The sequence below is a fragment of the Mycolicibacter senuensis genome (assembly GCF_003284925.1).
Lineage (GTDB): Bacteria > Actinomycetota > Actinomycetes > Mycobacteriales > Mycobacteriaceae > Mycobacterium > Mycobacterium algericum_A.
This window is the reverse complement of record NZ_QMEX01000101.1, coordinates 1-13,278: the sequence shown is the minus strand read 5'-3', so window position 1 is coordinate 13,278 and position 13,278 is coordinate 1. Positions and strand designations below refer to the sequence as shown.

Annotated in this window: 14 protein-coding genes and 1 pseudogene; 10 read left to right on the top strand and 5 right to left on the bottom strand. The window is 69.8% G+C overall.

Annotated elements, in window-relative coordinates; genetic code table 11:
- Positions 1-179 (top strand): annotated as a pseudogene (locus tag DQP56_RS25340) (orotidine-5'-phosphate decarboxylase); the annotation flags it as partial.
- A 37-nt stretch (positions 180-216) separates the two neighbouring features.
- Here DQP56_RS25340 and DQP56_RS18160 read toward each other — a convergent pair.
- Positions 217-564: a hypothetical protein gene (locus tag DQP56_RS18160; protein ID WP_112687752.1), complete on the bottom strand. Its 348-nt coding sequence runs from the start codon at positions 562-564 to the stop codon at positions 217-219.
- 819 nt (positions 565-1,383) lie between these two features.
- Between DQP56_RS18160 and mihF the strand changes: the two genes are divergently transcribed.
- From mihF to metK, 7 genes are all read left to right on the top strand, one after another.
- Entirely contained in the window at positions 1,384-1,701 is a 318-nt protein-coding gene (gene mihF, locus DQP56_RS18150) for an integration host factor, actinobacterial type (RefSeq protein ID WP_003932123.1), read from the top strand.
- 7 nt (positions 1,702-1,708) lie between these two features.
- The gene (gene gmk / locus DQP56_RS18145) at positions 1,709-2,311 is read left to right on the top strand and encodes a guanylate kinase (RefSeq protein WP_112687750.1); all 603 of its coding nucleotides are present in this window, start codon (positions 1,709-1,711) and stop codon (positions 2,309-2,311) included.
- A gap of 61 nt (positions 2,312-2,372) precedes the next feature.
- Positions 2,373-2,699 carry a DNA-directed RNA polymerase subunit omega gene (gene rpoZ / locus DQP56_RS18140; RefSeq protein WP_112687748.1) on the top strand — a complete coding sequence of 109 codons (327 nt, stop codon included), beginning with the start codon at positions 2,373-2,375 and terminating at the stop codon, positions 2,697-2,699.
- A 30-nt stretch (positions 2,700-2,729) separates the two neighbouring features.
- Positions 2,730-3,974 carry a bifunctional phosphopantothenoylcysteine decarboxylase/phosphopantothenate--cysteine ligase CoaBC gene (coaBC, locus tag DQP56_RS18135; protein ID WP_112687746.1) on the top strand — a complete coding sequence of 415 codons (1,245 nt, stop codon included), beginning with the start codon at positions 2,730-2,732 and terminating at the stop codon, positions 3,972-3,974.
- A gap of 84 nt (positions 3,975-4,058) precedes the next feature.
- The gene (hpnE, locus tag DQP56_RS18130) at positions 4,059-5,417 is read left to right on the top strand and encodes a hydroxysqualene dehydroxylase HpnE (RefSeq protein ID WP_112687744.1); all 1,359 of its coding nucleotides are present in this window, start codon (positions 4,059-4,061) and stop codon (positions 5,415-5,417) included.
- Positions 5,414-6,028, top strand: a complete 615-nt coding sequence (locus tag DQP56_RS18125; RefSeq protein ID WP_112687742.1) for a TetR/AcrR family transcriptional regulator — start codon at positions 5,414-5,416, stop codon at positions 6,026-6,028. Before hpnE ends, DQP56_RS18125 begins: the two co-directional genes overlap by 4 nt.
- A 242-nt stretch (positions 6,029-6,270) precedes the next feature.
- Positions 6,271-7,482 carry a methionine adenosyltransferase gene (metK, locus tag DQP56_RS18120; protein WP_112687740.1) on the top strand — a complete coding sequence of 404 codons (1,212 nt, stop codon included), beginning with the start codon at positions 6,271-6,273 and terminating at the stop codon, positions 7,480-7,482.
- Positions 7,483-7,567: 85 nt separating this feature from the next.
- Here the strand turns inward: metK and DQP56_RS18115 are convergent, their stop codons facing one another.
- The 3 genes from DQP56_RS18115 to DQP56_RS18105 are packed head-to-tail and all read right to left on the bottom strand — an operon-like array spanning position 7,568 to position 10,460.
- Positions 7,568-9,064, bottom strand: a complete 1,497-nt coding sequence (locus DQP56_RS18115; RefSeq protein WP_112687738.1) for a flavin-containing monooxygenase — start codon at positions 9,062-9,064, stop codon at positions 7,568-7,570.
- Between the two features lie 54 nt (positions 9,065-9,118).
- Positions 9,119-9,505 carry a VOC family protein gene (locus DQP56_RS18110; RefSeq protein WP_112687736.1) on the bottom strand — a complete coding sequence of 129 codons (387 nt, stop codon included), beginning with the start codon at positions 9,503-9,505 and terminating at the stop codon, positions 9,119-9,121.
- Between the two features lie 4 nt (positions 9,506-9,509).
- On the bottom strand, positions 9,510-10,460 hold the full coding sequence (locus tag DQP56_RS18105) for an alpha/beta hydrolase (protein WP_112687754.1): 951 nt from the start codon (positions 10,458-10,460) through the stop codon (positions 9,510-9,512).
- Here DQP56_RS18105 and DQP56_RS18100 point away from each other — a divergent pair.
- Positions 10,459-11,178, top strand: coding sequence for a lysoplasmalogenase (locus tag DQP56_RS18100; protein ID WP_205868911.1), 720 nt, complete (start codon positions 10,459-10,461; stop codon positions 11,176-11,178). The two genes, DQP56_RS18105 and DQP56_RS18100, sit on opposite strands and share 2 nt — an antisense overlap.
- A gap of 13 nt (positions 11,179-11,191) precedes the next feature.
- Here DQP56_RS18100 and DQP56_RS18095 read toward each other — a convergent pair whose 3' ends face one another.
- Positions 11,192-12,550 (bottom strand): DUF4226 domain-containing protein, encoded by a 1,359-nt coding sequence (locus tag DQP56_RS18095; protein WP_112687734.1) that lies wholly within the window; start codon positions 12,548-12,550, stop codon positions 11,192-11,194.
- Between the two features lie 177 nt (positions 12,551-12,727).
- Here DQP56_RS18095 and DQP56_RS18090 point away from each other — a divergent pair.
- On the top strand, positions 12,728-13,278 hold a 551-nt coding region (locus tag DQP56_RS18090; RefSeq protein ID WP_526022712.1), incomplete at its 3' end, for a primosomal protein N' family DNA-binding protein.

The window sequence follows — 13,278 nt, the reverse complement described above, 5'->3', positions numbered from 1 at the left end:
TGGGTATCGGGGCACAGGGTGGGCGCCCCGAGGAACTGGCCGGCCTGGGCGGGGCGGCCCCGGGAACGCTGCTGCCGGCGGTCTCCCGTGAGGTGCTGCGCGCCGGCCCCGACGTCGCGGCGCTGCGGGCCGCAGCGGAGCGGATGCGCGACGCCGTCGGTTACCTGGGCGCCGGGTAACGACCCGCGCGCCGGGGATTGCAGGACGTCGCGGCGGCTACCAGAGGAAAGGCATGCTGCCGGCGTTGTCGCCGCTGCGGCCGTCGCCGGCAGGGCCCTCGCCCCCGGCGGCTCCCAGGTCGAGGTCGCCGGCGGTGCCGGCGTCGAAACCGCTGCTGAACGGGCCGAGGTTCACGTTGTCGGCGGCATGATCACTGGGCCACAGGTTGAAGCTGCCGTCGTTGGGGTTGCCGCCGAACGGACCGGCAGTGGTTTCGGCGCCACCGCCGTTGCCGGCGGTCACCCCGTCGCCTGGATCGGCGGCGGCCATACCGGCACCGATCGTGCCGACCGCCAGCACCACCACCCCGGTCAGTACCCAGCCGCCAAAGCGCTGTGTCTTCATGCCGGCCCCCTTTTGGCCATCGAACGGGCGCAATCGGCCACCCGGAAGAAAAACTGTATCCGGACCGAGCCGGAGCGGCAATCATCCATTCTGCTGCCATTCACACCGTCAATACATTGGTTGGCAACCATTCGCCTTTCTACCGAGCTGAACTGGCATTATGGTCGATCAATTACTGACGGCGCTGTCAATTCCCGGCAGAAACTCCGGCAGCCGAGCTGTGGTGGCTGCGGCCGGTAGACGCAAATACGCGTCCGTTAATCCCGTCGCCCTTGAGGTCACCGAGCACCGCGAAAACCTGCTCGCCCTGCGCGTCGACCACTGCTCGGCGATCAGGTCCGCGTCGGCGCCGGCCAGCTTCGGTCCCCACCCCAGCACCGTTCGTCCGGCGGCGCCCAACGGCAGGCCTGCCGGCGCGTCGCTGAGTTTTCACCGGTCGACGGAGGTCTCGACACGCCCGACACGCCGCGAGGTGCGAATTCAATGCGCTGCAAGATTCGGCCCGTCCCTCAGCTGCCCGGCGGGGAGCGGCCCGGATGGTCCAATCGGCCGGTGAAACCGAGGAAAGTCCTGCTAGAAGCTGTTTTTCGAGGCCGGCTGATACCAATGGCGGCCCCCGGTGGCCGGCCCGGAGGGCGTCGTTCCGGTTCGGGCGGTGGGCCGTGCGCAGCCGCCACACGCTGGGCATTTGTGGCCGGAAACCGGGGGTGGGGTTAGATTTCGTCAGACGGCGTGGGTACGGTCGTCGTCTCTGGCGGGAGTACCCGGCCGGGACATGGAAAACATCGACGTTGTCGATGATGACGAGACGGAGGAATCGTGGCCCTTCCCCAGTTGACCGACGAGCAGCGCGCCGCCGCGTTGGAGAAGGCGGCGGCCGCACGTCGGGCCCGAGCGGAGCTCAAGGACCGGCTCAAGCGTGGCGGCACCAACCTCAAGCAGGTGCTCAAGGACGCCGAGACCGACGAGGTCCTGGGCAAGATGAAGGTTTCCGCGCTGCTGGAGGCGTTGCCGAAGGTCGGCAAGGTCAAGGCGCAGGAGATCATGACCGAGCTGGAGATCGCCCCCACCCGCCGGTTGCGCGGCCTGGGCGACCGGCAGCGCAAGGCGCTGCTGGAGAAGTTCGACTTCTCCTGACCTGTCGGTGAATGCCGGTGGAGGGCCGGACAGCCGACACGCGGGACGCGTGGTGGTGCTGTCCGGCCCATCAGCGGTCGGTAAGTCGAGCCTGGTCCGGTGCCTGCGGGAACGGGTGCCGGACCTGTATTTCAGTGTGTCGGCGACCACCCGGGCGCCGCGTCCCGGGGAGGTCGACGGCGTCGACTACCGGTTCGTGACGCCGGGGGAATTCGACCGGCTGATCGAGACCGACGCCCTGCTGGAGTGGGCCGACATCCACGGTGGACTGCAGCGATCCGGAACCCCGGCGGCCCCGGTGGCCGAGGCGACCCGGGCCGGCCGGCCGGTGCTGATCGAAGTGGACCTCGCCGGGGCCCGGGCCATCAAGAAGGCCCTGCCGGAGGCCGTGACGGTGTTTCTGGCGCCGCCGGATTGGGACACGCTGCAGGCCAGACTGGTCGGGCGCGGCACCGAATCGGCGGAGGTCATGGAACGTCGGCTGGCCACCGCGCGCACCGAGTTGGCCGCACAAGGCGACTTCGACGCGGTCGTGATCAACGCTCGATTGGAAACCGCCTGCTCAGAATTGGTATCCTTGCTGGTGGATACTGCACCGGGCGCGGTGTGATCGGCCCGGAAGCACCAACAGCTTCACCCCAAGCCCCTAAATCGCCAGGAGATTGTCTTACGTGAGTACCTCGCAGGCCGACGCGGCCACCATCTCGCCGGCCGCCGACGCCGAATTCGACCCGGCGATGATCGGTGGCTACGACACGCCGCTGGGCATCACCAACCCGCCCATCGACGAACTGCTGCAGCGGGCGTCGAGCAAGTACGCCCTGGTGATCTACGCGGCCAAACGTGCGCGGCAGATCAACGACTACTACAACCAACTCGGCGAAGGCATCCTCGAGTACGTCGGGCCGCTGGTCGAGCCCGGTCTGCAGGAGAAGCCGCTGTCGATCGCGCTGCGCGAGATCCACGGCGACCTGCTCGAATACACCGAAGGCGAGTAACAGAGGCCGAGACGGGACGGGTCGGTAGCCGTGGAGCACAAGCGGATCGTCGTCGGTGTCTCCGGTGGGATCGCCGCATACAAGGCTTGCACGGTGGTCCGGCAGCTGACCGAGGCCGGTCACTCGGTCCAGGTCGTACCGACCGAGTCCGCGCTGCGGTTCGTCGGGGCCGCGACCTTCGAGGCACTCTCCGGGCTGCCGGTGCACACCGGCGTCTTCGATGACGTCCCACAGGTTCCGCACGTCGCCATCGGCCAACATGCCGACCTGGTGGTGGTGGCGCCCGCCACCGCCGACCTGCTGGCCCGCGCGGTCGCCGGCCGCGCCGACGACCTGCTCACCGCCACCTTGCTCACCGCCCGCTGTCCGGTGCTGTTCGCCCCGGCGATGCACACCGAGATGTGGCAGCATCCGGCCACCGTCGCCAATGTGGCGACGCTGCGTGAACGCGGCGCGGTGGTTCTCGAACCCGCGTCGGGCCGGCTGACCGGCGCCGACACCGGGCCCGGGCGGCTGCCCGAGGCCGAGGAGATCAACACAATCGTCTCGCTGCTGCTGGAGCGGTCCGACGCGTTGCCCTACGACCTGGCGGGGCGCAAAGTGCTGGTGACCGCCGGCGGTACCCGTGAGCCGATCGACCCGGTGCGGTTCATCGGCAACCGCAGTTCGGGCAAGCAGGGTTACGCGGTGGCCCGGGTGGCCGCCCAGCGTGGCGCTGAGGTCACCCTGATCGCGGCGCACGCCGCCGGGCTGATCGACCCGGCCGGCGTCCACGTGGTGCGTGTCAGTTCCGCCCAGCAGCTGCAGGACGCGGTGACCAAGCACGCCCCCGAGGCGCAGGTTCTGGTGATGGCCGCCGCGGTGGCCGACTTCCGCCCCGCCCGGACGGCGCAGGCGAAGATCAAGAAGGGGCCGGACAACCAGGGGGAGCCGACCATCGAACTGGTCCGCAACGACGATGTGCTGGCCGGTGCGGTTCGAGCACGCGCCGACGGACAGTTGCCCAATATGCGGGCCATCGTCGGTTTCGCCGCCGAGACCGGAGATGAGAACGGCGACGTGCTGTTCCACGCCCGGGCGAAACTGCAGCGCAAAGGATGCGACCTGCTGGTGGTCAACGCCGTCGGGGAAGGCAGGGCCTTCGAGGTGGACCACAATGACGGCTGGTTGCTGGCCGCCGACGGAACCGAGTCCGCCCTGGAGCCCGGTTCGAAGACCCTGATGGCCAGTCGGATCGTGGACGCGGTGGCGGCCTTCCTGGGCGGCCGCGATTAGCGCCGGCGCCGGCCGTGGTGCCGTTGGCCGCGCAATCACCGCCGCAGTAACTTACGATTAGTAAGTTACTGGAAGGGGCCCGACATGGACGACCGGCGGTATGTGGTGATCGGGGGCGGCCTGGCGGGCCTGGCCTCGGCGGTCTGGCTGGCCGAGGCGGGCAAGAAGGTCACCCTGCTGGAGCGGCGTGGCCGGCTCGGCGGGCGCACCCACGCGATGAAAGTGGACGGGATAGCCGACCTTCCGGACAACGGCCAGCACGTCATCGCAAGCGGCTATGAACACCTGTTCCGCTACCTGAGCAGCGTCGGCACCCGGTCGATGGTCGAGTTCCCGACCGGCGGCACGCTGCGCTGGCCGGGAGGCGCCACGACCACCATGGCGACCCGCGGGCTGGGTGCGGTGCGGACGCTGTTCGGCGTGCACCCGGAGGCAAGCCTGCTCGACCGCGTGCGCACGGCGGTGGCGACGGCACGGTTGACACACCAGGCACTGCGCCAACCCGCCGATCTTCCCGATCTCTCCACCGACCAGTGGTTTCGGCGGGTGGGCATGCCGTCGTCGGCGCGCCAGGCGGTATGGGACTGGCTTGCCCTCGGTATCGCCGCCGAACCGGTGGAGCGTGGCTCGGCCAAGGTCTTCGCCGACGTGCTCGCCACCGGAATCCGGCTGGGCCTGCGGCATCGCACCGCGGTGACGATCGGCTACCCGACCACCGACCTCGACACGCTCTACATCACGGGCGCGCTCGCGCTGTTCGACCGACTCGGCGTCGACGTGCGCTATCGCACGGTGGCCAGGCGAATCGTGGTGCAGGACAACGCCGTCCGGGCGGTGGAACTGGCCGATGGTACCGAGATACCGGCAGACGCGGTGGTGTGCGCGGTGCCCAACTCCCATATCGGCGGGCTGCTCGACGACCTGCCCGAGCACGCCGAAATCTACGCTGCGGCAGACAAGTTGCATCACACGCCGATCGTGAGCACCAACCTCTACCTGGACCGGCCGCTGGGCACCGAAGCAGCGATGGAGGCGGTGATCGGCGGCACCGGCATCATCGACGAGGTATTCGACCGGCAGCGGATGCAGGGCCGCGACCCGGACGGCGCATGGCTGTACTGCCTGACCACCAGCGGCGCCTACGAACAGATCCACCGGTCCAGCGACCAGATCGTGGCCGAGCAGCTGGAGCTGCTGCGCCGCTACTATCCGGCCGCCGCCGAGGCGAACGTGGTGGCCGCCCAGGTGGTCAAGATGCCGAAGGCGACCTTCTCGCAGGTCGTCGGCACCGACGGGCTGCGCCCGGACCAGCGCACCTCGGTGCCGAGCCTGGTGCTCGCCGGCGACTGGACCCGCACCGATTGGTCGGCGACGATGGAAAGCGCCGCGCAGAGTGCGGCCCGCGCGGTCAAGCTGCTGCTCGCATTGCCGGAACACAGATGAGCGCGCAACCGGCGTCGCCGCGCCGGCGGATGTCGGGACAGGCCCGCCGGGCCCAGCTGCTCGACCGTGCCCGCGACATCGTCGCCACCGAGGGTTTCGCCGCGGTGACCATCGAACGGGTGGCCCACGCCGCCGGGGTCACCCGCACGGTGGTGTACCAGAACTTCGGCGACCTGGCCGGATTGATGTCGGCGCTGCTCGACCGCGAATCGGAGATCGCCTTCGCCGGCATGCGCAGCGTGGCCGCCCCGCCCGACGACGACCCGGACGCGGTCGGCCGGGGCATCCTGGCCTACCTGCACGCGGCGCCGACAAGCTGGCGCATCATCTTGAGCCCGCCCGCCGCAGCGCCACCGCAACTGCAAGCCCGCACCGAGCTGGGCCGCCGCTATGCCCGCCGTATCGCGGCAGACAGGTTGTCCGCGCTCACCGGTCACCCGGTCGACGCCGACGGCGCGACGGCGCGACTGCTGTTGTCCGCACTGGAGGAACTGGCGCTGCTGCACCTCACCGACCCCGACGCGTATCCGGATGAGTTGGTGCTGCGCTATCTGCGGTCGCTGGTCGGCTGGGCGGTCCGGCTCGAGACGGCGACGCCGCCGACACCGTGACCGCGGCCACCCGGCCTGCCGCCGCACGCCGCCAGGACGGTAAGGTAGGCAGCCACAGGGCCGAGTCGTACAAGTGCCTCGTCGTGGGGCGTGTCGTCGAGCATCTCCCGGTCGCGGGGGAGCACAGGCACTACCCGGCCCGCGACCTGGGGGCGCCCCACCGGACTGTCAGGCCGCCACCAGGAGCGCATAGCTATATTTGCCCGAGCTAACTTTTGGATCGAAACCCGGAGGGTGACATTGTGAGCGAAAAGGGTCGGCTGTTCACCAGTGAGTCGGTGACCGAGGGACATCCCGACAAGATCTGTGACGCCATCAGCGACTCGGTGCTCGACGCACTGCTCGCCGATGACCCCCGCTCCCGGGTTGCGGTGGAGACCCTGGTCACCACCGGTCAGGTGCACGTGGTCGGCGAGGTCACGACCAACGCCCGGGAGGCGTTCGCCAACATCACCAACACCGTGCGCGAGCGGATCCTCGACATCGGCTACGACTCGTCGGACAAGGGCTTCGACGGGGAGACCTGCGGGGTCAACATCGGCATCGGCGCCCAGTCACCCGACATCGCGCAGGGTGTCGACACCGCCCACGAAGCCCGCGTCGAGGGGGCGGCCGACCCGCTGGACTCTCAGGGCGCCGGCGACCAGGGCCTGATGTTCGGCTATGCGATCGCCGACACCCCCGAGCTGATGCCGCTGCCGATCGCGCTCGCCCACCGGCTGTCGCGGCGGCTGACCGAGGTCCGCAAGAACGGCACGCTGGACTACCTGCGCCCGGACGGCAAGACCCAGGTCACCATCGAATACGAGGACGACGTCCCGACCCGGCTGGACACCGTGGTGATCTCCACCCAGCACGCCGACGGCATCGACCTGGTGAAGACCCTGGACCCCGATCTGCGGGAGCACGTGATCACCACCGTGCTCGCCGAGCTCGCCCACGAGACGCTGGACTCGTCGTCGACCCGGGTGCTGATCAACCCGACCGGCAAGTTCGTCGTCGGCGGGCCGATGGGTGACGCCGGTCTGACCGGCCGCAAGATCATCGTCGACACCTACGGCGGCTGGGCCCGCCACGGCGGCGGCGCCTTCTCCGGCAAGGACCCGTCCAAGGTCGACCGTTCGGCCGCCTACGCGATGCGCTGGGTGGCCAAGAACATCGTCGCCGCCGGCCTGGCGCAGCGCGTCGAGGTCCAGGTGGCCTACGCCATCGGCAAGGCCGCCCCGGTCGGGCTGTTCATCGAGACCTTCGGCACCGCCACCGTCGACCCGGTCAAGATCGAGAAGATCGTGCCCGAGGTCTTCGACCTGCGCCCGGGCGCCATCGTGCGCGACCTGGACCTGCTGCGCCCGATCTACGCGCCGACCGCCGCGTACGGCCACTTCGGCCGCACCGACATCGAACTGCCGTGGGAGCAACTCGACAAGGTCGACGACCTCAAGCGCGCCATTTAATTGCGGTCTCGCTGCGCGAGCAGACGCCAAAGCCCCCATTTCCGGCCGGATTTAGGGGCTTTCGCGTCTTGTCGCGCCTGAAAAATCAGGCGGTGAACCGGTAGTCGTCGAGGTCGAAGCGCCGGCTGCGCCAGTAGGCCTCCACGGTGGTGGTGGGCCGCAGCGGGACGTCGCCGTTCTTGTCGAAGTAGTAGCTGTTGGCCAGTTGGCAGCTGTCCTGCCAGAACACCTGGCGGTGGCGTTTGCTCATCATCTCGGCGAAGTAGCGGGCGTTGGCGGCCTCGGAGATCTCCACCCGGGTGGCGCCGCGCCGCCGGGCGCGTGTCAGGCACCGCACGAGGTGGTGCGTCTGCGCCTCGATCAGCGCGAAATACGATGACCCGACGTAGCCGTACGGACCGAAGACGCTGAACAGGTTGGGGAATCCGGGGATGCTGACCCCCTCGTAGGCCTGTAGCCGGTGCTCGTCCCAGAACCGGCTCAGCGACTGGCCGCCGGCCCCGGTCACGGCGAATGTCGGGATACTGTCACTGTCCATCACCTTGAACCCGGTTGCCAGGATCAGCACGTCGACCTCATGGGAGGTCCCGTCGGCGGTCACAACCCCGGTGGGGGAGATCCGTTCGATCGGGTCGACGACCAGGCGGACGTTGTCACGGTTGAACGTCGACAGGTAGGTGTTGTGGAAACCGGGCCGCTTGCAGCCGACGGCGTAGCGCGGCGTGAGCTGATCACGCACCACCGGATCGTGCACCTGGCGGCGCAGGTACGCCCGCCCGGCGGACTCCATCTGCTTGGCCAGCGGGAACACCGTGAAGTACTGCGCTGCGATCGGGAAGGTCGCCTCGACGTAGGCCTGGCTGGCCAGCCGCTGTAGCGCCATGCCGCCGGGAACACGCATCGCCCAGCGGATCGGGGCCGGTAGCGGCAGATCCGCCTTCGGGAAGCACCAGATCGGGGTCCGCTGAAAAACCGTGAGCGAGGCGACTTTCGGCGCGATCTCCGGGATCACCTGCACCGCTGAAGCGCCGGTGCCGATCACCGCCACGCGCTTGCCGGTCAGGTCCTGCGAGTGATCCCAGCGCGCGGTGTGCATCGTCACCCCGGCGAACGTGTCGACGCCGTCGATGTCGGGCAGCTTCGGTGTGGTCAGCGCGCCGCTGGCGTTGATGAGGAACCGCGCGGTGACCGGGCCGCCGGGGCCGTGCGGCGGTTGCAGCTGCACCCGCCATACGTCGCGTTCTTCGTCGAACTCCGCCGACACCACCTTGGTCCCGAACTGGATCCGGGAACGCAGCCCGTACTTGTCGACGCAGTGCTCGGCATAGTTCTTCAGCTCCCGGCCGGGTGCGTAGGTACGCGACCACTCGGTGCTCTGCTCGAAGGAGAACTGATACGAGAACGACGGAATATCCACGGCGATACCGGGATAGGTGTTCCAATGCCAGGTGCCGCCGACGCCGTCGCCGGCCTCGATGATCCGATAATCGGGCATGCCGGCTCGGTCGAGACCGATCGCCGCGCCGATGCCGGAGAAGCCGGCGCCGATGATCAGGACTTCATGGTCGGGTTTCTCGGTCACGGTGGCTCCTCGTCGCTGATATCGCTCGACCGTAGCGCGCCGGGCGGCCGCCCGTCAGTGCTCATCCGGCGGTTCGAGGCGCCATGGCGGATTCCGTCGGGCCTCCCCGGCGTGAAACAGGCACAGCTGGTGGCCATCGGGGTCGCGCAGCCTTGCCTCGCGCCATAGCCAGGGCATATCAGTCGGCGGCTGGCTGAACTCCACCAGCTCGCGCAGGCGCTGGTACTCGCCGTCGAGGTCGTCGGTTTCGAAGTAGATCGTCACCTGCTCGCCGATCGGGGCCACCCCGGAGCGTTCCACCGAAACGGTGCTGTCCCCGGTCGGGCATTCGAAGCGCAGGTAGTTGTCCGTCTTGACGATCAGCCGCAGGCCAAGGAGCCGGTAGAACCGCTCGGAGCGGTCCAGATCGGTGGAGCCGAGGGTGATCTGGTTCAGCCGCATCGGATCAAGAACGCGTGGTGTGCAGGGCCGCTTTCAGGGCCGCCAGCCCCAGGTCGGTGGCCTCGGTGGCCGACGGGATGATCCCGGCGTAGCCCAGGTAGCCGTGGATCTGGGTCGTCGCGTTGTGCACCTGCACCGGCACCCCGGCGGCCGACAGCAGTTCGCCGTAGCGGATACCGTCGTCGCGCAGCGGATCGTGGCCGGCCACCGCGATATAGGCCGGCGGCAGACCCGCCAGATCCGGGGCCCGCGCCGGCGCCAGCATCGGCGGTGGGTTACTCAGGTCGACCCCCGCGGCGTAGGCGAAGGTGACCTCCGCCAGCGTCTCGCGGTCGATGATCGGTGCCGAGGCGTTCTCGGTGAACGATGGCAGCGTGGTGTCATAGGTGGTCGCCGGATACCACAGCAGCTGAAAGGCGATCTCGGGCCCGCCGGCGTCGCGGGCCAACTGCGACACCACCGCCGCCAGGTTTCCGCCCGCCGAATCGCCGGCCACCGCCAGCCGGGCCGGATCTGCGCCCAGCTCCGCGGCATGTGCCGCCACCCATTCGGTGGCCGCCATCGCATCCTCCACGGCGGCCGGGAACGGGTGCTCGGGAGCCAACCGGTAATCGACCGACACCACCACCGCGTCGGCGTGGACCGCATGCTGGCGGGCGGTGCCGTCGTGGGTGTCGAGGTCACCGGCGACGAACCCGCCGCCGTGGAAGAACACCACCACCGGAGCGGCGCCGGCGCTCGGCGGGCGATAAACCCGCACCGGCAGGTCACCGCCAGGGCCCTCGATGACCCGGTCCTCCGCGGGCAACTCGGGGTACACCGGCCGGCGCGGCAGGTCGCGCATCCTGCGGCGCGCCGCTTCGACGCCGTCGGCCAGAGTCAGCCGGTAGGGGACGGCGTCCAGTACCTTCAGCACTATGGGGTCGATAGCGGAGTCATCGTCGACGAGCGGCATGGGAACACCGTACGCAACACGACTGGTCCCCACCGCTTGGGCCGCGGCCGGTTGGGTCGCTGTCGGGTACGGGATCTTTCTGACCGTGCTGGCGCTGCGATCGCCGCCCGGCGATGCGCTGACCGGGCACTGGGTCGGCCAGCCGGCGTTCAAGTCGGCCATGGCGGTCTTGCTGGCGGTGGCCGCGGCCGCGCACCCGATCCTGCGCGAGGCGCGCTGGCTGATCCCTGCGCTGATCCTGTCGGCCGCCGGTGACTGGCTGCTGGCTATCCCGTGGTGGGAGCCGTCATTCGTTGCCGGCCTGACTGCGTTCCTGTTGGCGCACTTGTGCTTTCTGGGGGCACTGCTCCAGCTGGCGGTGGTCTCTCGCGGCGGGCTGATCGGGGCGGGTCTGGTCGGCGTCAGTTGCCTGGGCCTGCTGGTGTGGTTCTGGCCCGGCCTGTCTCGCGAGGGGATGACCGTCCCGGTGACGGTCTACGTGCTGGTGCTCGGCGCCATGGTGTGCGCGGCCCTGCTGGCGAAGCTGCCCACCCGTTGGACGGCAGTGGGTGCGGTGTTCTTCGCGGTGTCGGACGCCATGATCGGGGCCGGCAAGTTCGTGCTGGGCAACGAGATGCTGGCGGTGCCGATCTGGTGGGCCTATGCGGCGGCGCAGCTGCTCATCACGGCCGGCTTCTTCTTCGGCCGCTCCGGTGGCGGGCCCCCGGCCGCGGACTGAGGCTCGCCGGCGGTCAATGCCGGTGGCCACCGGTGCCGGGACGCAGCAGTTCCGGGTCGAAAGTGGGAAGCCGGTGGCGGTGCGGGGCGGTCATGTGGTCGTGCGCCAGCGCGTCGCCGTGGCCGGACGCGATGTCGCCGATGCTGAACAGCGACTCGCTGCCCGGTCTGAAATAGGAGCTGTGACCGGCCATCGGTGCGGTCGGCCACGGGGGTTCGGCTTTGAACCGGGTCGAGCCGTAGCCGTCGTCGGCCGGGTCGGGGCCCAGCCCGACCGTTGCCGTGGTCGCGGGCACCGGCAGTTGTGGTTCGCCGGCGAATCCGGTGATCGGATCCGACGATGCCGCGCCCACATACACGTGTCCGTCCCGCGGCAGATGAAAGTCCTTGGCGCTGCGCGCCAGGTCGGTTCCCGGGGAGCCGACGAGCACCACATCATCGGCCCGCATCCCGAAGCCGGCCGCGGCGTCGGCCACCGCGGTCGAGCCGTACGAATGCCCGACCACGGTGACGTGGCCGGTGCCGCGGTGCGTCGCCCGCAGGGCGTTGACATCGGCGGCCAGCATGCTGCCGCCGGATCGGGCCGAATCCGGTTGCGCCACTCGTGGATCCAAGAGGCTGTCTGGGGCGCGATACCCCATCCACAGAATGACCGAATTCGATCGCGCCGGATCGGCGCGGGCGGCCTCGCGGTAGACGTTCACGCCGTCGGGATTCGACAGGTAACCGTCACGGACGCTGCTGTGCGCCCCGGGCACCAGCACGGTGGTGTTGTCGGCGGTGTCGGGATCGCCGATGGCGATGGCGGCCCGGCCCCGGCCGGCGAACGCCACCGGGTCATAACTGAGCAACAGCACCGCCCCGGTGCCCGCGTCGGCGTTGAACCGCAGCCCGTCACGGACCCGCAGCGCGTTGTCGTAGCGGATCATGTCCGCGGCGCTGATCGCCGCGGTGGCGTGCTCCACCCGGCTGATGTCATCGGCGAGGGCCTGCCGGTTCAACCGGTCGCGCACTCGGGCCGGGATCCCATAGTCCGACCCCAGCGACCGCAGCAGCGCCGCACCCGCCCGGTTGTCGGCGGCGACGTCGGCGACCACCCGCCGGATGTCTCGGGCCTTGGCGGCCAAGAAGAGCTGGAACTGGCGGACACCGGCCGGGGTGTCCCAGGCTGGCGCCCGCTGATCGCCCAGCGCATCGCGGATCTCGGCGCCGATGGTATCCAGACGCCGACGACCCTCCCGGGCGTGATCGACCGCGCCGCGCAGCGCGGTGGACAGCACGGCGTCGGTGCGGGCTGCGGTCTGCTGCCGGATGACGAGTGAGCCCTCGCGGGCCTGCGCCGTCTCCGCGTGGGCGCCGCGCTGTTCGGCCATACCGCAGCAAGGTAATTCGGCGCGAGCAACGCCGCCCCCGCCGATCCACAGGCCGGGCGGCGCTGTGAGCCGGCGGATGCCGGGGTCGGCGGCGTCTGCTAGACCTGCGTGGTGAGCGTCGAGCGCCTCGAGAGCGAACCCGGCGATCCCGGCGACCCCATCGCCCGGGTGCTGCCGATGCTGACGGTGCCGCATCTGGACCGCGAGTTCGACTATCTCGTCACACCGGAGCAGGCCGAACACGCGTTGCCCGGCACCCGCGTGCGGGTGCGCTTCCACGGTCGGTTGGTCGATGCCTTCGTCTGGGAGCGCCGCGCCGATACCGACCACACCGGCAGACTGGGCCGGCTGGAGCGGGTGATCTCGGCCGAACCGGTGCTCACCGCGGAGGTTCGCCGGCTGGTGGAAGCGGTGGCCGCCCGCTACGCCGGCAGCCGGGCCGACGTGCTGCGCCTGGCGATACCGCCGCGTCACGCCCGGGTGGAACGCGAAGCGGTGGAGCTACCGGAGGCGCCGGTGCTCGAACCGGTGAATCCCGCTGGCTGGCAGCGCTATTCAGCCGGTGGCGCGTATCTGGCGGCGCTGGAGGAGGGGCGGGCCGCACGTGCGGTCTGGCAGGTGCTGCCGGGCGACTCATGGGCCGATCGGTACGCCGAGGCTGCCGTCGCCGCCATCCGTGCCGGGCGCACGGCCGTGGCCATCGTGCCCGATCAGCGTGACATCGACGC